This window comes from Lysinibacillus sp. GW823-FHT06C08, assembly GCF_058795135.1.
In genome coordinates this window covers 110,633-132,065 of the sequence record NZ_JBXAHN010000008.1, presented here as the reverse complement: position 1 = coordinate 132,065, position 21,433 = coordinate 110,633, and the positions used below count along the sequence as shown (strand labels likewise).

Genomic DNA, 21,433 nt, shown 5'->3' with positions numbered 1-21,433 from the left:
CAGTTTTCTATGATTTTTATCCAATGATGGTATGAATACGGTTACAAATTACTAAATATTCCATGAACCTTTAAGTTTTCGTTAAAGCCTTGTAAATGACGGCTATTTTTCGAACCAGTCTTGTACAATAAATGTAACGACAAAAGGGGGCATGTTGAATGAAAAGTACTGGTTACTCATTAAGCACAACAACGGCACAAGGAGAACTACTTGCATTCCATATGACACAAAATTCTGTGGATCACAACAGTGAAGCGTTTCAAACTGTAAGGAAACCGCTTGAAAGTTTTTCACCAAACAAACATTTATGTATCGGTGTTCTACCTTTTGACGTTTCGGAAGACACCTTAGACAAATCCATCCAAAAAAACAGGGTTAATGAAGTCGACTTTTATAATAGCGGTAAGGAAATTGCTCGCTGGCTCATAAAAAAAAGCGAATACAACAAATCTAGCTATGACTTCTTAACTTGAAGTCTGAAGAACAGTATTATCGAGTCTAGATCATGCTCCTCCTAATTTTAATTCCCCAACTACTGAATCTCCTGAGCCAATTGTGCGAGGCGTTTTTCATCAATAATATGGTAGCCAGTCTTGCGTTTCTCTAAAATTTTCTCCTCACAAAACTGAGCCAATACATATAATAAATGGCGATAGGAAACCCCTAAATACTCACAGATTTCTGTATGTTTTTCCTTATAGACACCCTGATCAGCCGATAATTGAATAAATGCTGCTAAACGACTTTCAAAAGGATATGCCTGATTTTGTGTATATTTGGAGGTCATTTTTGTTGCCTTTTCCCCTAAAAATACGCAAAGTCGGCGTAAAAATAATACATCAGCAAGTAACTTTTCCTTACATGACTGAGTAATGGAGTAACAAATTGTCTTCGTTACTGTTTGAATACCCTTCGTATATCTTGCCTCATTTAACAATTCAATTTCTCCCATAAATAAAGGCCCCTCTAAATATTCGATAAGCGAAACCTTGCCATTCTTATGCGTCATATAAAGCTTCGCCTTGCCTTCAATCATGTAATACAATGTTTCTGGAAAGGAGCCTTCCTGGAAAATCCATTCTCCTTTATCAAATTCACAAACTTCTAAATAGGGATCAATATCAAATGAGAAAAAGTCATGGATCGGATATTTTTCGAGATAATGGGTGCGATTTTCTGCTGTTAGAATATGCATTTTTTACTCTCTCCTCTGAAAAATATGAGATATCTCACATTATTGTAGCGATGAACGTGCTATTATTCAACATAGTTAAATGGAGGTACGGTAAATTTATGAATAATCAACGATGGCTTTCTCAAAATTTCTTTACATTTTTTATTACTTGGGGCATATTCTTACCCTACTGGACAGGGTGGCTTGTGGATGCTAAACATCTGACTGTGTCGCAGGCAAGCGTTGTAATGGGCTGTGGGTTACTCGCCCGTGCCACGTCTAATCTTTTCTTCTTCCCTACGCTTGCTAAATATGTAAATAATAAACGACTCATTACCATTTTAGCAGTCGGTGCTCTTCTGACAGCACTGCTGTACATACCTAGTTCAGGCTTTAGTGCATTATTAGTTGTAACTATTTTATTTAGTATTTTTTACCCAGCACTGTTACCAGCTGTAGAAAGTAGTGCCGCAACGCTTGTCCAATATGGCAACATTCATTATGGTAAAAGCCGCTCCTATGGTTCCTTTGGCTTTGTTATTGCCGTATTAATTATTAGTATGCTAACAGGAGTATTCGGTAAAAACATTATCTTTTGGAGCATGATCATTGGTTTAATTGGCATGTTGCTTATGCAGCTATTCGCTACACCAAAGGAATTGCTACTTGTTCCGACAAAAGAGCAACGTGCAAAATCATTGTCCATGAAAACACTATGGAATATTAAAGGCTTCCCTATTGTCTTATTCATTGTTATTTTATTGCAAGGTGCACATGCCTCCTATTATAGCTACGGTTATATATACTTGGAAGACTTACATGTAGATCCATTTTATATGGGCATGATTATTAACATCGCGGTTATTTGTGAAATTTTATACTTTATGAAGGCCGATACATTATTTACGAAATGGCGTTCTTCTTCTTTATTACTGTTAGCAGCTAGCGGGTCTTCTCTTCGTTGGTTACTAATATTTATATTCCCAAATGTTTGGGTATTTATTGCCTCTCAAACTTTGCATGCGTTCTCCTTTGCTCTGGCACATTTTGCTTTTATTCGTTATCTAACGCAAACCCTACCAAAGGAGCAAATTCCAAACGCACAGGGTATATATTCTGCATTAGCGATGGGGTTAAGCACAGCCATCCTGACATTTTTGGGAGGCTATTTATACGAAATATCGCCTGGTTTGTCCTTTGCAGCTATGTTAATTTGTACCGTTCCAGCCATCGCTATATTGCTCATGACACGTAGCAAATATCAATATTAATTTAAAACGCAGGTGAGAATTACTTCACCTGCGTTTTTCATTTCGGATAATAGGAAAATCCAGGATATTTCACCACAGGCCACTTTTCTTTTCTTAGCGCTTGTATTAGCTCCGGACCAACGTGTAGATTGCTTTGTACCAGTTCGATTGGTGTTAGCGCCATCCATTGATTTAAAGAGACGTCCTGGAAACGGTCACTTTTAAACATTTCTAAAAACCATAATGGCTCCGTACCCGTATTTTCAATATAGTGACCGGTCGCAAACGGCACATAGCCGACATCTCCTGCACGATAATCGAATGTTCGTGCAGTTCCATCCCCAGTGAATACCGTCATACGCCCTTTTCCTTGTAGATAATATTGCCATTCATCATTATTCGGATGCCAATGCAGCTCCCGCATTGCCCCAGGTTCAATTTCCACTAATGCTGCCGCAATATTTTTAGAGATTGGGAAATTGGTCGAATCAACAATACGGACACTGCCACCTGGTGTTTTCAAGGGTGGCTGAGCTAGCAAACGGTGCTTAAAGGTTTGTGGCACCTTACCATAGGGAGATTGAATTTTTTGCGAGTCAATCGATCCAGGAACATTGTCTTGATAAATATACACCTGTTCACTCGGAATATCGTCAAAGGCACTAATCGGTACACCAAAGTTCGCTGACAGCACTTCCTTTGGCGTATGAGCAAACCAATCAGAAATTGAAAGTGTATTGAGATCAGAGAAATTCCCATCATCAAAGACTAATAAAAATTCACAGCCACCCGCTAATCCCTGTATGGAATGAGGAATTCCTGGTGGAAAATACCATAAATCCCCTGGACCTACATCCGCAATAAAGTTACAGCCATTTTGATCGACTGCCGTAATACGCGCGTGCCCCAATAGCATATAAGACCACTCTGCCTGCTGATGCCAGTGTAGCTCACGTACGCCCCCCGGTGTCAAACTCATATTAACACCTGCCATTGTTGTCGCAATTGGTAATTCACGGACCGTAATTTCGCGCGACCAGCCCCCTTGATTCAAGGTCATATGCGTGTCTGAAAATGAAAATCGTAGGTTTGGAATCAAACCTGCATCTGTTGTCGGCGGCACCAGCATATCAGGATTTTCTAAATCTCGCATAATATCGCGTGGCCCTTTATCTATGCCTCCTGCCCCATCACTACGCATAGGCTGAGGCACCTGAAAATAACCTGACGACATATTTTCCAATTATTCACCTCTTTATGTTAGAAATCGAACTAAAATGCTATGATTCTCTAAAATGTATGGGTATACAGCTTGGATTATGCACTTTACTTTCAGGGACGGTTTTCACCTATTATTTCGTTTCACTGATTTTGAATTCAACTCTTACTTTTTGCAAACTGTGCAGCCATCATGTACGTGCGTTACAAAATATCCGTAGCCTCCATCACACATTCATGCAAAATTTCTAAGCCTTCCTCCAATTCCTCGTAGGTTGCATATGCATAGGATAATCGAATATGATGCTGATCCTGAAGATCGTAAATATAGCCTGGGTTAATTAAAACACGACGCTGTAATAGCTTGAGAAAGAAATCCTTATCGATAACAGGCTTGTGGAACTTAAGCCAAATGTAAAAGCCTCCCTTTGGCTTATGCCAGTCAGCCACCCCTCTAAATTTTCCCTGTAAAATTCGTTCTGTAAAATCAGCACGATTCTGTAATTGTTGACGTAAACGTATTAAATGTTTTTCATATTTTCCTGACCGTAGCCAATGCAGCACAATTTCTTGTGAAATAGCACTGGAGCCATAGTCTGTTTGCATTTTTATATCTGCTAATCGTTCAATAACTGTCGTTGGTCCAATTAGCCACCCAATGCGTAATCCAGGGCTTAAGGTTTTCGAGACACTACCAATATAAAGAACCTGTCCACTACTATCCATTGCCTTTATCGGTGGTAATGAGTCCTCAAAAAGCAATTCATGGTAAACATCATCCTCAATTATAGGAATGCGTTCTGCTTGGCAAACCTCATAGAGCTGCTTTTTTTCCAAAGATGTCCATACATAGTTAGTTGGATTATGCAAGGTAGGAATGGCATAAAACACGGCTTGTTTTTTTCGCTTCCTTTGAGACAGCGTCTGAGCAAGCTGTTCATCACGTTGTATCCCAATCATTTGCATTCCAACTGATTGAAAAGGATGAACAGAATTCAAATAGGAGGTTGGTTCCTGAAAGACGATGGACCCTTGCTCTAATAAACCAACGGCAATTAGCTGTAAAGCTTGTAGTGCGCCAGAGACAATACAAACGTTCTGAGGCTCCGCTTCAATCCCTCGTTTCTTTACATAATCACAAATAGCTGCCCGGAGTTCGTCTTTGCCCTGTGGGGATGAGTAGCCTAATGTTTTGGGCTGCAATGAAAGCTCCCTTAGGGAAGCTTCCATTTCCTCTGTTGGTAACAGACTCGGTGCTAGTTCTCCTGTTCCTAATCGAATCACATCATCTCGCTGCTCATATTCGTTAATTAATTGGATCGTATGGTAATTTGGCTTATGCAGGCTCGTTTCAATATAGTTTTGCCAGTTTGGCTGTGTTTGTTGAAGGAGAGCATGCCAGGAATTGCTTGTGACATAAACTCCTGAGCCTACCGTTGCTTCAAGGACGCCCATCGCCTTTAGTTCCTCTAAAGCCTGTTGAACTGTACTGCGATTCACGCCAAATTGCATGGCCAACTGTCTTTGAGTAGGTAGTTTGGTCCCTGCTGCCCAATCACCTCTTTCGACTTGTGCTGTTACCCATTGAACAATTTGTTGCTGTAATGTGCTGTCACTTTGTCTATTTGGCTGCCAGCTCATGGTCATCACCTTCCATTTAAAATTGGGTGGATAAAAAACCATCCAATTGGTCGTTTTCTTTTAGTTATACCATAGCTAAAATGAATAAAGAAAGGAGGGATTAATCGTTGGAAGCATTTTTTCATGGCATCATTTTAGCATTCGGTCTCATTTTGCCATTAGGTGTACAAAATGTTTTTGTTTTTTCACAAGGTGCTACACAGCCAACTATATGGCGCGCTCTGCCAGCAAGTGTGACAGCTGCTATTTGCGACACAATGTTAATTTTACTGGCGGTTTTTGGTCTATCATTAATCGTCCTACAATTTGAATGGTTACGTATTACCTTGATGTCGATTGGTATATTGTTCTTACTTTATATGGGCTATACGATTTGGCGCTCTAGTCCAGCAACTGCCGATCCGAGTGAAGCACTTCCCGTAAAAAAACAAATTCTTTTCGCACTTTCTGTGTCACTTCTGAATCCACATGCCATATTAGATACGATTGGGGTCATTGGCACAAGTGCCTTAAAATATAGTGGTACAGAGCAAATCATCTTCACTACGGCATGTGTCCTCATTTCTTGGCTATGGTTTTTCGGCCTTACTTTAACCGGAGCCTCTTTCCAAAAGCTCGATAGCTCTGGTAATCTGATGAGAATTTTTAATAAATGCTCAGCCATTTTTATTTGGGCAACAGCTTGTTATCTCGCTTTTGGCTTCCTGTAACCTACATAGAAAATGCTCAGGATTTCTCCTGAGCATTTCTTTTATAAGGAGACAAAAACCATGAGCTTTTCATCAAATAGCTCTGTTTCTGCCGATCTCCCCTCTGTCCGTTCTTCACCATAATGTATGGATTTTACTAATACATTGGCTTGTAATAACGCTTCATGCTGCTGAATGATGGAAAGTACCTCTTCACTACCGCGAAAGGCAATCGATATATATTGTTCAACAGGCAGCTGCCACTTTTTACGAGAATCTTGGATGAACCGAATTAATTCTCGCATTTGCCCCTCTTGTAGCAAACTCTCGGTTAGTTGAACATTCATCAATACACGGCAAGTGCTATCTTCAGCTAAAATATAGTGGTCTTTCACAATCGCTTCAGCTATGACATGGCTTGATAACAAGTTTAGCTGCTGCCCTTCTAACATGATTGGTAATTCCGCATTTCGCTGTAGCTGTTCTTTCTCTTGATCCGTTAACGTCATCATATACGACTTTACTTGATTGACCTTTGAACCAAATGCTGCACCAGCTGTTTTAAAATTAAGCTTATATTGGATGCTTTCATATACAGAGAAATCATGTGTCCATTTGCAAGCTTTCATGTTTAATTCCTCTTGAATTAGCTCGCTATAGGCTTGATAATCAGTCAGCTCTCCAGATATAGCAACAATAAGCTCACTTAAGGGCTGTTTAACCTTCATCCCCTGACTATTACGAATACTCCTGCCAAGCTCTACAACTGTTAAAACCGTAGCCATTTCTTGTTCAAGCTGGCGATTCACTAGTTTTTCGTCGTAGATTGGATAGTCTTCTATATGCACACTCTTGCCTGTTAATTGTCGGTAAATATCCTCTGTGATAAAGGGTGTGAATGGTGCAAGTAATCGGCAAATGTTCGTTAAAACCTCATAAAGGGTACTAAATGCGCCCCGTTTATCCGCTGTCAGCCCATGTGCCCAAAATCTGGCACGGGATCGACGAATGTACCAATTACTTAGCTCTTCCATTAATTGTGCAATTTCTCTAGTTGCATGTGTAAATTGATATTCATCCATAGCAGTTGTCACAAGCTGGATTGTATGATGCAGTCGGGACAATATCCACTGATCTAAAGGTGTTCGTGTACCAGTATTTGTAGCATCATACGTAAATTCATCAATGTTGGCATAGAGCTGATAAAACTTAAAGGTATTTTCCAATGTATCCACTAGCTTTGATTTAGCATCAACCACAATCTTTTTGGAAAAACGCTTTGGATTCCAAGGCGAGCTATCAACTAAAAACGCCCAACGTAATGCATCTGCTCCATATTGCTCTATTAGCTCTACAGGCTCTAAAGCATTGCCTTTACTTTTTGACATCTTTTGTCCATGTTCATCTAACACATGCCCTAATGATAACACCTGTTTATAAGCTGGCTTTCCTGTGAATAACGTCGATACCGCTAATAAGCTATAGAAAAAACCTCGAGTTTGGTCGATCCCCTCAATTACAACATCTGCTGGAAACTGATTGTGAAAAGTTTTAACATCTTCGAAAGGATAATGTTGCTGAGCAAAAGGCATTGAGCCGCTGTCAAACCATACATCAATTACCTCTGGTGTACGCGTCATATCCCCTTGACAAGTAGGACAAATACAAACAATTTCATCAATAAATGGTTTATGAAGCTCGATTTGTTGTTCGACATCTCCCTTGGCTAATTTTCTTAACGTTGCGATACTGTTGGGAGCCTCCTCATGCCCACAATCCTGACAAATCCAGACATTCAACGGTGTACCCCAATAGCGGTTACGGCTTATATTCCAATCCACTATATTTTCTAGAAAATGGCCAAATCGACCGTCCTTAATATGATTAGGATACCAAGTCACTTGCTGATTGTTTTGTAATAACTGCTCTTTTAAAGCGGTCATTTTGATAAACCAGCTGTCCGTTGCATAGTACAATAATGGAGAATCACATCGCCAGCAATGCGGGTAGCTATGCTCATATTTTTCTTTACTAAATAAGAGCTCCTTTTTCGCAAGCATTTTTATAATGTCCACATCACAATCTTTCACAAAGCGTCCGACTAGCTCTGGCACCTCTTCTGTGTAACAGCCTTTCAGATCCACTACATTGACAAAGGACAAGCCATGCTGTTGAACTGTTTTATAATCGTCCTCCCCATACGCTGGAGCAATATGCACAATCCCTGTACCGCTATTCTCAGTGACATAATCAGCCATCACGACAACATGACCTGGATGAACAGTTACATATGAAAATAATGGTTGATACGACACACCAGCAAATTCCTGCCCAGTATGCTCACTTAAAATTTCCACAGCTTCAGTGAAAACCTTTGATACCAATGATTTGGCTAGAATAAACACTTGATCCCCTTGCTTTACTCGTACATATTGTAGAGATGGATTCATCGCCAATGCCACATTAGCAGGTAATGTCCATGGTGTTGTTGTCCAGCCTAAGAAGTATTCATCACGATCAGCAAGCTTAAACATGGCTGTGACAGATAAATCTTTCACATCCTTATAGCCCTGTGCTACTTCATGTGAGCTTAAGGATGTTTGACAACTCGGGCAATATGGTGAAACTCGATGCCCTTTATATAAAAGTTGTTCCTTATGAACATGGCTTAAAATATGCCACACTGATTCTATATAGTCATTACTTAATGTGAGATATGGATCATCCATATCCAGCCAATAGCCAAGCTGTTCTGTAAAGGAACGCCATTTCTGTTCGTAGGTAAAAACACTATTTTTACACGCTTGAATAAAACGCTCCACTCCATAATTCTCGATCTCCTGCTTCCCTGATATACCTAATGCCTTTTCTACACCTAGTTCTACAGGTAAACCATGTGTATCCCAGCCTGCTTTTCGTTCAACTAAATACCCTTGCATGGTTTTAAAGCGGGCCACTACATCTTTAATCGTTCTACCAAAGGCATGCCCGACATGTGGTAAACCATTTGCTGTTGGTGGTCCCTCATAAAATACAAAGGGTTGCTGTCCAGCTCGATTTGTGACGGAAGTTAAAAACGTTCCCTCTTGCTCCCACAATGCCCGTATCCGAGTTTCTCGTTCAAGCGTCGTTTCCTTCTTTTGTTCTGCTTTCATTTTATTTCCTCCTATACAATATTATTTTGTATAAAAGGCATACAAAAAACCCCGTCCCAAGGAAAGGGACGGGGTTAACCGCGAATACCACCCTAATTCTATTGACATCTTAGTCAATAGCACTCAGCAACGTACTATCATACGTGTTCTTTTTAACGGTAGACACCCGAGTTAGCTTACTATTTTCAGCCAACCTTCTCAGAGAGGATTTTCATGTAACACCTGCACACCGACTTCCACCAAATGTCGGCTCTCTGTAGAACAAAATGAAACATTACTTTTTCTCATCAACGAATTTGTATGCTTTTATTGTCACTCATCTTATCAAATTACCAATTGTCTGTCAACGGTGGACAATCTTAATTAATTTCATTTAGACAAGTGACAATGCTTTGATGTAAAGATGCATATTGAGCTTGGTGATTCGTTTGAATAAAAAAGCTCTTTAGCAATGTTTTACAATTAAACCTTATAATATAAAAATTCGCTTCATCCAATTGGTCTTTTAATGTCGATAAGGTTGCTGGCATTTGCTGTATTAATTGGACGACTTCATTTTGTGCTAATCCTCGCTCCAACATCGCAAAAATGGGCACTAACAGCCTTTCATCCTCATCATGGATAAAGATATAATGAGGCTGTAAATACATGGACCATAAGGCATGTAACATATCATCATAGGCAGTTTTCTTTATTTTAGGATTTTTCACAAGTTCATCCATCGCATCTGATATATGTGCCACACTATGAGCCCATCCCTTGCCAGGTACAAAGCCCCTTACATCCATTTCAGCTTTTACATAGGCCAGTAACTTTGTTTGACCTTCCTCTATGCTGTCCTGCGATAAAAAGTTATCCTTTAAATCTCTTGCTAATATAAGCGCTACTAATAAAGTCGTAAAGGAACGAGTAAAGACCCCATCTGATTCCTCTTCCTCAATACCATTCAGTAATAAATGATCCAAACAATAATGCCATAGCTTAGTCAAGCAACGATGATCCAGCAGATTTTTTTCTAGTATCCATTCATAGAAGCTACTATAAATATAAGTATCTCTTAGTTCACTGTCAGTAGAGCCGATATGGGCTAGCATAGACTGTAAAAGCTGTTCTTGATTCACTTGTTCCCATGCTGTTTGACCTTGTTTTATTGCGCTTAGCTTATCCTTTAAATCCCCTGCCATCAATATATTCTGTATCAATTGTCAGACTCCCCTTTGTTCATTATTGTTATGTTCTCACTGTAGAGCCCATCTAACTTCCAACCATCATAAAAACGGACATATGTAAATTCCTTTTGCCAATTGTCCATGTGCACTATTACCTTGCTACGCCAAGGTAATGTGGAAGCAACTATTTTCCCCTTGCGAACCTCAGCTATATCATCTGCTACACCCAGAAGTGTGGAAGGGGCAATTGTGTGATGCATCAAATAATCCTGACGATCTGGATTTGACTCAATCTCCGCCATTACCTGTCGGTGAAAAGCAATAACCTGGTGATTTGCCTGAAATAGTGAATAGACTAGAGTACCACCGAATAGAACCATGAAGGACCCTATAATAAGTACATATTTCTTCTTCAAACCTATGTAAAAAGCCCAATTCTTTTCTTTATTAAATAAATGAATATACATTGTTATACTTAAGGGCCACAAAAATAGTAACTGCCAACATAGGACTACCCAAAACAATTCTCCAAACGAAACAAAATATCGAATGCCTAAGTAATTGAAAATCCATAATGGCATCGACCAACGCCAAGTGGATTCTCCCTGTGGCTTACTTTTCAAATAAATGAGTAGGAGTGGAAGGCTTAGGAAAAAAGCAGTCGCATTATCCAATAGAGCAAATATCAACTCATCAAACCTTTCTCTAGAAAATTATTACAACTATTGTAACTGAATCCAGCAACTAAGAAAAGCTTGGCTACAAACAAAAAAGAGCCTGCTATTTACAACAGACTCCCTTATTGAAAATTATTAGTCGATACTGCTTTGCCATTCATCTCGCTATAGGGCACTTCCACTCAATCACCTTTTCAAAACAGCCGATGTCTCATGAAGCTTACATATTATCGTTAAGACCCGTAAAAGGTGTGATCACCTTTTTTTCATTTGAAGATAATACGATATTCGTGGAGGGTGTACCATAGGGCATGGTCGCATCAATAAATTGCTCTAATGTTTCTACTGAATAGGTTGCTAGTTTAACAATATAGCTAATCTCCCCTGCTACACGATAACATTCAAGAACATCCGGGTGACTATTACAAAAAGCAGATAGGCTTTTACAATCGATGGATTTAAATAAAATAATCGCCTGAATGGTACGTTCCATTTTTTTGATGTTCACTTTAGCGTGATATCCTTCAATCACACCTTGTTCCTCGAGTTTTTTGACGCGTTCAATTACAGCAGGAGAAGATAAATGAACGATAGCGGCTAATTCCTTCATTGAGATTTTGGCATTCTGCTGTAACTGCTGTAAAATTTGAGTATCAATTTGATCCACCACTAATCACCTTTCTTAATCAAGTTTTTTTCGTATAATTCCTGTTTTAATAAGGAGATTTATCTAAAATACATTATACAGCTTCTGTTATTGGTTGGCTTCTTTAATTACAATAAAAGCATAAAGGAGGCAGAAACAAATGAAAAAAATAATGTTACTTTTAGCAAATGGCTTTGAGGCCGTGGAAGCAAGTGTTTTTACAGATGTACTTGGTTGGAATAAATGGGAGGGTGATGGATCAACAGAGGTTGTCACTGTAGGATTACATACACAGCTTCAATGCACATGGAATTTTAAGGTCGCTCCTGAAAAATTACTCCATAACATTGATTTAGCAGAATTTGATGCATTGGCTATCCCAGGTGGCTTTGAGGAAGCGGGCTTTTATGAGGATGCCTTTAGTGAGGAATTTCAAGCGGTTGTCCGGCATTTTCATGAACAGCAAAAGCCAATTGCAACGATCTGTGTAGCTTCCTTAATATTGGGACATAGTGGTATACTCCACAATCGTCAGGCAACAACCTATAACCATCCAACTAGTAAACGATTAGCACAGTTAGAAAGCTACGGTGCGATTATTGTCAACGATCGAATTGTGCAAACAGATCATATTATTACTTCCTCCAACCCAGGAACAGCCTTTGATGTAGCCTTTCGCTTACTAGAAACACTGACATCTACCACCAATACAGCAAGAGTAAAAGACCTAATGGGTTTTCATTAATTGATAAAAAAGTAGGCTACGCCATGTATTTGGCGTAACCTACTTTTAAATTCACTATTATTTGCTTACTGGTGGCACTGTTTCAGGTGTGCTTAAATCGATTTCCTTCGCATTGTCTAGCACATCTTTTGGAATTGTAATTGTCGTCACTGCATTGAAATCATGATATTTGATACTCATTTGCTGTTTTGTTTTAATCGTATTGCCTTCTACTTTCATGCTTAATGACATATCCATAGCAATCTCTTCAACATTAAATGTCTTTTTATTAATCACTAATTTGTAAGTAAGGCTATCAAAAGACATATTGCCTAATTGTCCATCCAAATCAGCATCCATTCCTAAATCCATGGCACCAATTTGCTGCTTCACCAACTCTGTGAATTTATCACCAGAACCTTTCAAGGTTAATTCATAACGTTCTGCTGTTTCCTTTAAAGTGAAATCCTCAGCAAAAGATTGTAGCATCTCTAATTGTTCCGCTGCATCTGGCTGCATGCCTGTTTGACTGAGAACATCTTCAAATAATTGTTTCGGGAATTTTACCCAAGCCTTCTGCTCTGCCTCATACATATACATACCATCTTTAGCCGTCATATACATTTTAATTGGCAAATTAATCGCTTCACCGCTTGTTGGCTCTGTTAATGACATCGTACCATCTGCAAAGAATTGCATCGGTTCTGTAACAATCTCCATCTTCATATTGCCTTTAGAATCCATTTTCATGGTTTCCTGACCATCTTTTGCTTCTACTGACTGCGACATTGTCATTGTAGCCTTCATGCTTTTTAATTCTTTTTGCTTAGTTAATGCTTTCGTGAACACTTCTTCTAGTAAAGCATGATCGTTTGCTTCAGGCTTTTCTTCCGTTACCGGCTCCTTATCTTCCCCAGTTGAAGGCTGTTCTAAGCCTAAGGCGTTAACAATAAATGTCGCTAACTGACCACGCGTTACATTTTTATCCACCCCGAATTCTGTTGCCGTCACGCCCTTCGCAATTCCTGCTTCATGCAATGCCGTTACAGCATCTGCAAATGGACTAGTTTGAGGTACATCCATAAATGGACTTTTTCCTTCTGCTGTTAAGCCTGTTGCCTGTGCCACCATAACCGCCATCTGTCCACGCGTAATCGTCTCATCAGGTCGGAAAGTATCATCCTCATAGCCATTTACAACACCTAAATTAACCAATGTAACAATCGCCTTATAGTATGGACTAGTTGAATCGACATCCTTGAAATTCGGATTTTCTACATCCGTTGTTGTGAGATCGAAAGCCACCGCAATCATCTTCACTGCTTGTCCGCGTGTTACATCCTGTGTTGGTTTAAATGTTCCATCCGGAAAACCATTAATTATATCAGCTGCATATAATGTTGAAATACTTTTATAATGTGCATAATCTTCACTTACATCTTTAAATGGACTAGCTGCCGATGCAGGTACAACAGCCACCGCCGTAATGGCCACCGCCGAAGTTGCCGCCATAAAAAACTTACTTTTTTTCTTTGTCATGATAACTCTTCCCCCATTTATGTAAAAATTTAAAGGCTTACCCTTTAATTTTATATAAACATTTGGGAAAATGCTATGTATTTGGAAATTTTCAAGCTTATTGGTTTTTCTCTCTGTCACATTTAGGGCTTTATCCGTCACTACTGCCTCGCTATCCGTCACTTTCTCCGTTTTATCCGTCACTTTTGCCCCACTATCCGTCACTTTCTCCGTTTTATCCGTCACTTTTGCCCCGCTATCCGTCACTTTCTCCGTTTTATCCGTCACTTTGGCTGTTCTCTCCTTTTCTCTCCATGACTTCATAAGGATTTCATGAGCAAACAAAAAAGCCGACCTCCTAAGAGATCGGCTTGTGAATGTTATGATTACTCAGCAGCTTTTGCGCGTAGAACCATTTGTAGGATACCACCATGACGGTAGTAGTCTACTTCTACTTCTGAGTCGAAACGAGCTAAAGCTTGGAAAGTTTTAACTGTGCCGTCTTCAGATTTAGCAGTTACTGTTAAGATTTCACGTGGTTTCACGTTATCAGTAATGTTTACAGAGATTTCTTCTTTACCAGTTAAGCCTAGAGTTTCAGCAGATTCACCTGGCATGAATTGAAGTGGAAGAACACCCATCATTACTAAGTTAGAACGGTGGATACGCTCGTAAGATTGTGCGATAACAGTTTTCACGCCAAGTAGGAATGTACCTTTCGCAGCCCAGTCACGAGAAGAACCCATACCGTAGTCGTTACCAGCAAGTACGACTAAGCCAGTACCTTGCTCTTGGTATTTCATACATGCGTCATAGATGTACTCTACGTCGCCTGTTGGCCAGTAAGTAGTGAATCCACCTTCTGTACCTGGAGCAACTTGGTTACGGATACGGATGTTTGCAAATGTACCACGCATCATTACTTCGTGGTTACCACGACGAGAACCGTAAGAGTTGAAGTCACGGATAGCAACACCGTTTTCAATTAAATATTTACCTGCAGGTGTATCTTTACCGATGGCACCAGCTGGAGAAATATGGTCAGTTGTGATTGAGTCACCGAACTTCGCCATAATGCGTAAGCCGTCTAAGCCTTTGATAGCTTCTGGTTCTTTCGCAAGACCTTGGAAGAATGGTGGGTTTTGGATGTAAGTTGATTTATCATCAAATGTATATAGAGACTCAGTTGATGTTTCAATTGCATTCCATTTTTCGTTAGCTGTGAATACAGTTTCGTATTCTTTTTGGAATAATTCACGGTTAACTACAGTACCTAATACTGCGTTAACTTCTTCAGTTGAAGGCCAGATATCAGCGAAGAATACTTCGTTGCCATCTTTGTCTTTACCAAATGAATCTTTTTGTAGGTCAACATCCACTGTACCAGCAAGTGCATAAGCAACAACAAGTGGTGGAGAAGCTAAGTAGTTAGCTTTTACAAGTGGGTGTACACGACCTTCGAAGTTACGGTTACCAGAAAGAACTGATGTTACAAATAAGTCATTTTCTTTAATTGCATCTTCGATTTCAGGTAATAATGGACCTGAGTTACCGATACATGTTGTACAACCGTAACCTACAGTGTTGAAACCGATTTGGTCAAGGTAAGTTTGTAAACCTGAATCTTCAAGGTAACCAGTTACAACTTTAGAACCTGGTGCTAAAGAAGTTTTAACCCATTTAGGTACTGTTAGACCTTTTTCTACAGCTTTTTTCGCTACTAAGCCCGCAGCAATTAATACGTATGGGTTAGATGTATTTGTACAAGAAGTGATCGCAGCGATTGCAACAGCACCTGTTGGAATTTCTACATCGCCTTCAGCGAATTTTGCTACAGATGTTTTTGCGAATTCATCTTCTGTTAAACCGAAACCTTGTGTACCTTGTGGTGCCACTACTGCTTCTTTGTAACGAGAACGCATTTGAGATAGTGGAATTAAGTCTTGTGGACGTTTTGGACCAGAAAGGTTTGGTTCGATTTCAGCTAAGTTTACTTCTAATACGTCAGTGTAAACTGGCTCTAAAGTTGGATCGAAGAACATGTGGTTAGACTTTAAGTAAGATTCTACAACCGCGATGTGCTCTTCGTCACGACCAGTTAAACGCATGTAGTTTAATGATTCTTCGTCAATTGCGAAGTAACCACATGTAGCACCATATTCAGGAGCCATGTTAGAGATTGTCGCACGGTCAGCTAGTGGTAATTTAGATACGCCAGGTCCGAAGAACTCAACGAATTTACCAACTACGCCACGTTGACGTAATACTTGTGTTACTTTTAATGCTAAGTCAGTAGCAGTAGTTCCGTTTGGAAGGTCGCCCACTAATTTAACACCGATAACTTCTGGAATTGGGAAGTATGAAGGTTGACCAAGCATACCTGCTTCAGCTTCGATACCACCTACGCCCCATCCAAGAACGCCAATTCCGTTGATCATAGTTGTATGAGAGTCAGTACCTACTACTGAATCTGGGAATGTTTCGAATGTGCCATCAGCATTTTCGTTTACGTGTACAACTGGAGCTAAGTACTCTAAGTTTACTTGGTGAACGATACCTGTTGCTGGTGGTACAGCACGGAAGTTATTGTAAGCAGTTTGAGCCCATTTTAAGAAGTTATAACGCTCAGCGTTACGTTCAAATTCTAGGTCCATGTTTGCTTGTAGTGCAGATGCATTACCGTATTTGTCAACTTGTACTGAGTGGTCAATTACAAGGTCAACTGGAATAGCAGGGTTGATTTTGCTTGGGTCGCCGCCCATTTCCTTCATTGCTGAACGAAGAGATGCAAGGTCAACAACTACTGGTACACCAGTAAAGTCTTGTAATACAACGCGAGAAGGCTTGAATGGTACTTCTGCTTCTGGATCAGCACCATTGCCCCATTTTGCTAATTCGTTTACGTGCTCTTCTTTAATTACATATGCATCATATTGACGTAAAACAGATTCTAATAAAACTTTAATTGAGTAAGGAAGGTTTGAAACTTTTGCAACGCCAGCTTTTTCAATCGCAGCTAAATCATAGTAATTGTAAGTTTTACCATTTACTTCGAATGATGCGCGGCTGTTGTGTAAATTACCTTGTGCCATTTGCGGATCCCCCTAAATATATCTTTTTGAAAAGGCTTTATAAAAGTGTAGCATCTTTTCTCCAATACCCATGATAACGCATTTATATTCATAAGTAAATTACATTAATATTATCTTTTTTGATAAGCATAACTTATGACCTTGGTTGCTATCCTGATGTTTTTATTTTTTTGATGTGCATAATATCAAGGTTTTGTTTTTATGAGTGTTTCTATACCTTTCTAACTAAGTGTATTTAAATGTATTTAACTGGGGCACTTTGTGGGGCCTTGCTGGGGTACCTTTTTTTAAAAAAAGGTACCCCAGTTAGTAAAATGAAAATGTAAAAAAGTGTGGTCAGTACTTTTTTATATAATATAGAAGAAAAAATTTAAAGTGCTTAAAGTTAATATTATTTCTTTGCCACATCCTGTGGCATTTTTTTATGTACTGACAACATCCCACAATATCGATACAATTTTATTATTACAAATAACTAACAAGAGCGTAAATACATTTGGAGAAATTCTTTTTTAATTCAACACTTTTTATTTTTATTTCTCTATTACTTAGCGTGATGTGTAGACTCTTCCGAGAATAATACCTATAAATTTTACCAGGTACTGATTTTCATTTTAAAGCGTGATTTTTATTTTAATGACTGATTAATAATTTTTCTACTTGTTTTTTCTACTTGTGTTTTAAGAGCCATATTAGCATACCTGAGTACAACATCATTACCAGCTGTTGCAATTTGGACATCACTAAAATACTCGTCAATCTTCTCTATCCTTACTAACCTTATTTTGTCTTTTACCAATAATCTTTTTGAATGGTAATAATCTTGGGTTATGTCTTTTAGTAATTTTTCAAATCACGTTGTAATGATTGAACTGACATTTCTAGAATTAAAAATTTATGAAATAGTCGCCGTTGTTCAGGATTCAACATACAACTCCATCCCCTCAATAAGAACATTCGTTTGTATTATTTTAGAACAGTTGTTTGTATTTTGACAAGATAAAATTTCTGGAAATAAAAAATGCTATCGTATTTGATAACCTTTAAAATCTTTCTTTGAAATTTACAGCTATAATATTCTCATCTCTATGGACCATTCTGATTACGTTGTAACCCTGTTATTTTAAAAGGTATAGAGCTACATCATCTGTTAGTGCTTCATGTTCTTCGTGAGTTAAATGCAGGCTTGATAAACCTATAATTGGTACATTATCAGGCTTACGTTTGAATAAAAATTTTACTGGCACTATTACTTCATAGCTCATAATCTTCACCCCTTATTATAGATGTTTCTACATTTTAGGTTAATTCCCTTCAATAAAATCGATGACCCACTTTTATTTCTATGTACAAAACATATCTAATTACCTAAAATGGAAATAGTAGTTAGATATATTGAGGTGAATAAAAATGAATAATTGTCCTAATTGTTTAGCCAGTAATCCTTTTAAGAAAGTATATAGAGATGGTTTAGTATTTGTGAAATGTGAATTTTGTAATACGATTTTTGAAGATACTTCAACGAGAAAAACTAGAGAATCTAGAGAATTATCAGGGAGTATACGAAACGAAGTCCAAAACAAAGCCCCAACCGAAACAGATTTTCTCTCGTTTGGAATGTTCACTGTGATGAAAAAAATAGCAATTGTCGTTGCACTTGCATTAGTAGTAGCTGTAGGAACATTTTATATATATACCAATATTATAGACTCAAGATATGAAAAAGAAGAATTCTTATATGGTTTTCCAGTACCAAAAGATGTGGAGATAAAATCTAAAGGCAAAATTGGTTCAGTAAGTTCATATATAATAACATGGGATAGAGTTTCTGGTAAAAGAATCCCAATCGATTATAAACTTATTATAATGAAGAATGGGTGGAAAATTAAAAAGGAAGGAGATTCCGAATTAGACGGAATTGCATACCATGCAGTTAAATATAAAAAAGGGGATGTTTTTGTTTCAATGGTTATCAGGGATCCTGATTCCTTAACTTTTACAGGAGTATCAGTTAATTGAAAATAATGTAGAAGAATAAAAATAAATATAGACCAAGAAAGCAATTATGAACTGCCCCCCGTCAAGTAGACAGTGGAAATAATAAAAATGTATTAAGCGGCTTGAGTCCTAAATTCTAACGGACTCAAGCCGCTTAATCGTTTCTGATAACGATAGTAATTATAAAAATGAATATAATCATCAATCGCTAGTTTTAACTCTTCATATGAATTGTACTTATCTAAATAATACTTCTCACACTTCAATGTGCCCCAAAATGATTCAATTGGTCCGTTATCAATACATCGACCAATACGGGACATACTCTGTGTCATATTGGCAGTTTCCACAATTCGCTTAAATTCCTTCGATGTATATTGAAAACCTCGATCACTATGTATTAATGGCTGTTCGCCTGATTGTAATGATTGAATAGCTGATTTGATTGTTTTGAAAACAAGGGAATTATTATTCGAATGACCGAACACATAACTCACAATTGAACCATCATATAAATCGATAATTGCGCTTAAATAAGCTTTTTTCCCATTTCCATACTTAAACTCTGTGACATCTGTACACCATTTTTCATTTGGCTTTTTCGATGTAAATGCTCGATTTAATCCGTTCTCCGCCACATGATGTGCTGGGGATTTACGATAAGGCTTGCGCTTTCTACGAATAACAGACTTCAATCCACTAATCTGCATTAAACGATAAATACGCTTTTCGTTAACCATCGTTTGATTATTTTCTTTTCGCTGACGATTGATGGTCAACGTTGTACGACGATAGCCGTAAATACCATCTACTTGTTGGTAAAGGAGATGAATGTCCTTTAAAATTGCTTCATTTTCAACTTCTCTGTTAGAAGGCTTGCGACTTAGCCACTTATAGTAAGCTGCACGCGAAACATCAGCTATTTCACATAGTAAAAGAATCGAAAGTTCTTCCTCTCTATGTAATTCTTGAATCGCTAAATAGCGTTGCTGTAGACGTACTTGGCTTAGCGACGCCTCCTTTCGATTTCCTCTAACTTTTTTAAAAATAAATTTTCTACACGTAAACGTTCATTTTCACGTTCAATACGTTGAATCTCTAATTTCAATTTCTCCTCAACGGTTAATTCGACTTCATCTTTTGTGCGACCACGACGATCACGTAATCCCTCTTCACCGTTCGTTTCAAATTTCTTCGTCCATTGATATACCTGTTGATACGAAACACCATAGGTGTGCGCTGCCAACTGATAATTTTTCTGGTGCTTCAAACCGTACTCGACAATCTCAATACGTTCTTCAAAAGTTGTCTTTCTTCCTTCTGTCATAGCTTGACTCATTCCTTTACCTGAATCTTTTATTTCACTATGACTAGTATACTTTTTTACCCAGCTTTTTAAAACGGAGGTCCTGCTAATCTCGTATTTCGCCAACACCTCCATCTGTGAATAATTTCGTTGATTGTAATCCTCCACAGCCGCTAATTTTAACTCTTTTGAATAGAACTTACATGAAGTGGCTTCTTGTAATCCTTCACGTCCACCTGCCTCAAATTTCATTTTCCGTCTATGAAAAGTTTGACGATCTATTGAAAACCTTTCACACAATTCATTGATAGAATAGTGACCTTCTTCGAACAATTGAAGGATATGTAGTTTCAACTCGAGTGGATGTTTGCTTCGCCCCATAAAAAATACTCCCCTTAGATAAACAGATTTTATTTTTTCATCTGTCTACCTAATAGGGAGCGTATCAATTAAGCTATCTTGGTCTTTACATTTTAATTACTACGCTGTGCAATAATAATTATCAAGCCTTCAAAATCACCACTCGTCATAGTACCATTTTCGAATTTAACTAACCAAGATTTATCAATCAAACCCTTATCGACTGCTTGTTGAATATAATCTTATTATTGCCAACCATATACGAAATTTCATTTTCTGCTGGTGCATCATTAGCTGTATTGTGTACGGTAATGAACTGTGGTGCCATGGTATATGGAGCCTTTAATGAATACTTGTTTGAAGGTAAAAAAGTCTGTTTAAATACGTAGCTCATCTAACCTCACCCTCTCCTGTTTTATCCTTCACGATTGCTAAAATATTTTTAATGAAGTCAGGCATTGGCAAGCCCATCTTTGTTCCGTTTTCTGTAATTGAAATGAATTCTAGTACACAAAATGCTATAGCTGCCCCATCCCCTGCATACTCGATGCCAGGAATTACAACGGATAATAAGTAAACTGAGCCAACTAGCATTAAGTAATAAATTTTTCGAATGATACCGTTGAAGCCTGTACGACGGTTTAAATTTTGATTAACGATACCACCCATAATTCCTGTAAGGTAATCAATAGCCATAATGCCAATCAAAACAGTAACTGCCATTCCTAGACCATCCACTGAATATGAAATGATAGTGCCTATTGTTCCACTTACTACAGCAATCCATTTTTCCATATGAACACTTCCCTTTTCCCA

The 21,433-nt window shown here is 38.4% G+C and carries 18 protein-coding genes, 1 pseudogene and 1 other annotated feature; of the genes and pseudogenes, 5 read left to right on the top strand and 14 right to left on the bottom strand.

Annotated features, from left to right (window positions below; all coding sequences use genetic code 11):
• The first annotated feature begins 158 nt into the window (after positions 1-158).
• Positions 159-473 carry a hypothetical protein gene (locus AC1Q6O_RS17795; RefSeq protein WP_107922620.1) on the top strand — a complete coding sequence of 105 codons (315 nt, stop codon included), beginning with the start codon at positions 159-161 and terminating at the stop codon, positions 471-473.
• A 59-nt stretch (positions 474-532) separates the two neighbouring features.
• Here the strand turns inward: AC1Q6O_RS17795 and yeiL are convergent, their stop codons facing one another.
• Positions 533-1,195, bottom strand: coding sequence for a transcriptional regulator YeiL (yeiL, locus tag AC1Q6O_RS17790; RefSeq protein ID WP_008178698.1), 663 nt, complete (start codon positions 1,193-1,195; stop codon positions 533-535).
• A gap of 98 nt (positions 1,196-1,293) precedes the next feature.
• On the opposite strand from yeiL, the gene AC1Q6O_RS17785 reads away from it, so the two are divergent.
• A complete protein-coding gene (locus tag AC1Q6O_RS17785) occupies positions 1,294-2,445 on the top strand; it encodes an MFS transporter (RefSeq protein WP_089987383.1) in 1,152 nt (383 codons plus the stop codon).
• A gap of 37 nt (positions 2,446-2,482) precedes the next feature.
• On the opposite strand, the gene AC1Q6O_RS17780 is transcribed toward AC1Q6O_RS17785, so the two are convergent.
• Together AC1Q6O_RS17780 and AC1Q6O_RS17775 are read right to left on the bottom strand one after the other, a co-directional pair.
• Positions 2,483-3,658 (bottom strand): oxalate decarboxylase family bicupin, encoded by a 1,176-nt coding sequence (locus AC1Q6O_RS17780; protein WP_153062682.1) that lies wholly within the window; start codon positions 3,656-3,658, stop codon positions 2,483-2,485.
• Between the two features lie 188 nt (positions 3,659-3,846).
• Positions 3,847-5,283, bottom strand: coding sequence for an aminotransferase-like domain-containing protein (locus AC1Q6O_RS17775; RefSeq protein ID WP_492401870.1), 1,437 nt, complete (start codon positions 5,281-5,283; stop codon positions 3,847-3,849).
• Between the two features lie 107 nt (positions 5,284-5,390).
• On the opposite strand from AC1Q6O_RS17775, the gene AC1Q6O_RS17770 reads away from it, so the two are divergent.
• Entirely contained in the window at positions 5,391-5,993 is a 603-nt protein-coding gene (locus tag AC1Q6O_RS17770) for a LysE/ArgO family amino acid transporter (RefSeq protein ID WP_090002704.1), read from the top strand.
• Positions 5,994-6,034: 41 nt separating this feature from the next.
• Here the strand turns inward: AC1Q6O_RS17770 and ileS are convergent, their stop codons facing one another.
• From ileS to AC1Q6O_RS17750, 4 genes are all read right to left on the bottom strand, one after another.
• Entirely contained in the window at positions 6,035-9,127 is a 3,093-nt protein-coding gene (gene ileS, locus AC1Q6O_RS17765) for an isoleucine--tRNA ligase (protein ID WP_492401869.1), read from the bottom strand.
• Positions 9,128-9,188: 61 nt separating this feature from the next.
• Positions 9,189-9,427 (bottom strand) — a binding site (T-box leader).
• A gap of 59 nt (positions 9,428-9,486) precedes the next feature.
• The gene (locus AC1Q6O_RS17760; protein WP_089987388.1) at positions 9,487-10,329 is read right to left on the bottom strand and encodes a DUF2785 domain-containing protein; all 843 of its coding nucleotides are present in this window, start codon (positions 10,327-10,329) and stop codon (positions 9,487-9,489) included.
• A complete protein-coding gene (locus AC1Q6O_RS17755) occupies positions 10,326-10,763 on the bottom strand; it encodes a hypothetical protein (RefSeq protein ID WP_492401868.1) in 438 nt (145 codons plus the stop codon). The genes AC1Q6O_RS17760 and AC1Q6O_RS17755 overlap by 4 nt, the downstream gene beginning before the upstream one ends.
• A gap of 430 nt (positions 10,764-11,193) precedes the next feature.
• Positions 11,194-11,640: an Lrp/AsnC family transcriptional regulator gene (locus AC1Q6O_RS17750; protein WP_036148580.1), complete on the bottom strand. Its 447-nt coding sequence runs from the start codon at positions 11,638-11,640 to the stop codon at positions 11,194-11,196.
• A 139-nt stretch (positions 11,641-11,779) separates the two neighbouring features.
• Between AC1Q6O_RS17750 and AC1Q6O_RS17745 the strand changes: the two genes are divergently transcribed.
• The gene (locus tag AC1Q6O_RS17745) at positions 11,780-12,364 is read left to right on the top strand and encodes a DJ-1/PfpI family protein (protein WP_107922624.1); all 585 of its coding nucleotides are present in this window, start codon (positions 11,780-11,782) and stop codon (positions 12,362-12,364) included.
• A gap of 57 nt (positions 12,365-12,421) precedes the next feature.
• Here AC1Q6O_RS17745 and AC1Q6O_RS17740 read toward each other — a convergent pair whose 3' ends face one another.
• The 4 genes from AC1Q6O_RS17740 to AC1Q6O_RS17725 all read right to left on the bottom strand — a co-directional run bounded on the left by AC1Q6O_RS17740 (position 12,422) and on the right by AC1Q6O_RS17725 (position 18,218).
• The gene (locus tag AC1Q6O_RS17740) at positions 12,422-14,185 is read right to left on the bottom strand and encodes a DUF6612 family protein (RefSeq protein ID WP_492401867.1); all 1,764 of its coding nucleotides are present in this window, start codon (positions 14,183-14,185) and stop codon (positions 12,422-12,424) included.
• Positions 14,186-14,247: 62 nt separating this feature from the next.
• Complete coding sequence (acnA, locus tag AC1Q6O_RS17735; RefSeq protein WP_008178676.1) at positions 14,248-16,953, bottom strand: aconitate hydratase AcnA; 2,706 nt, start codon at positions 16,951-16,953, stop codon at positions 14,248-14,250.
• A 628-nt stretch (positions 16,954-17,581) separates the two neighbouring features.
• Entirely contained in the window at positions 17,582-17,752 is a 171-nt protein-coding gene (locus AC1Q6O_RS17730; protein WP_492401865.1) for a hypothetical protein, read from the bottom strand.
• Positions 17,753-18,071: 319 nt separating this feature from the next.
• Positions 18,072-18,218 (bottom strand): hypothetical protein, encoded by a 147-nt coding sequence (locus tag AC1Q6O_RS17725; RefSeq protein ID WP_170844215.1) that lies wholly within the window; start codon positions 18,216-18,218, stop codon positions 18,072-18,074.
• A gap of 145 nt (positions 18,219-18,363) precedes the next feature.
• Between AC1Q6O_RS17725 and AC1Q6O_RS17720 the strand changes: the two genes are divergently transcribed.
• On the top strand, positions 18,364-18,972 hold the full coding sequence (locus tag AC1Q6O_RS17720) for a hypothetical protein (RefSeq protein ID WP_089987390.1): 609 nt from the start codon (positions 18,364-18,366) through the stop codon (positions 18,970-18,972).
• A gap of 92 nt (positions 18,973-19,064) precedes the next feature.
• Here the strand turns inward: AC1Q6O_RS17720 and AC1Q6O_RS17715 are convergent.
• From AC1Q6O_RS17715 to AC1Q6O_RS17705, 3 genes and pseudogenes are all read right to left on the bottom strand, one after another.
• Positions 19,065-20,638 (bottom strand): IS3 family transposase gene (locus AC1Q6O_RS17715; protein WP_492401863.1). Its coding sequence is split into 2 segments (ribosomal slippage): positions 19,065-19,996 and positions 19,996-20,638, totalling 1,575 coding nucleotides; the frame shifts between segments, so codons are not numbered across the junction.
• Positions 20,639-20,861: 223 nt separating this feature from the next.
• Positions 20,862-21,011 (bottom strand): annotated as a pseudogene (locus AC1Q6O_RS17710) (XlyB); the annotation flags it as partial.
• A complete protein-coding gene (locus AC1Q6O_RS17705; protein ID WP_492401861.1) occupies positions 21,008-21,412 on the bottom strand; it encodes a phage holin family protein in 405 nt (134 codons plus the stop codon). The pseudogene AC1Q6O_RS17710 and the gene AC1Q6O_RS17705, both read right to left, overlap by 4 nt.
• Between the last annotated feature and the right edge of the window lie 21 nt (positions 21,413-21,433).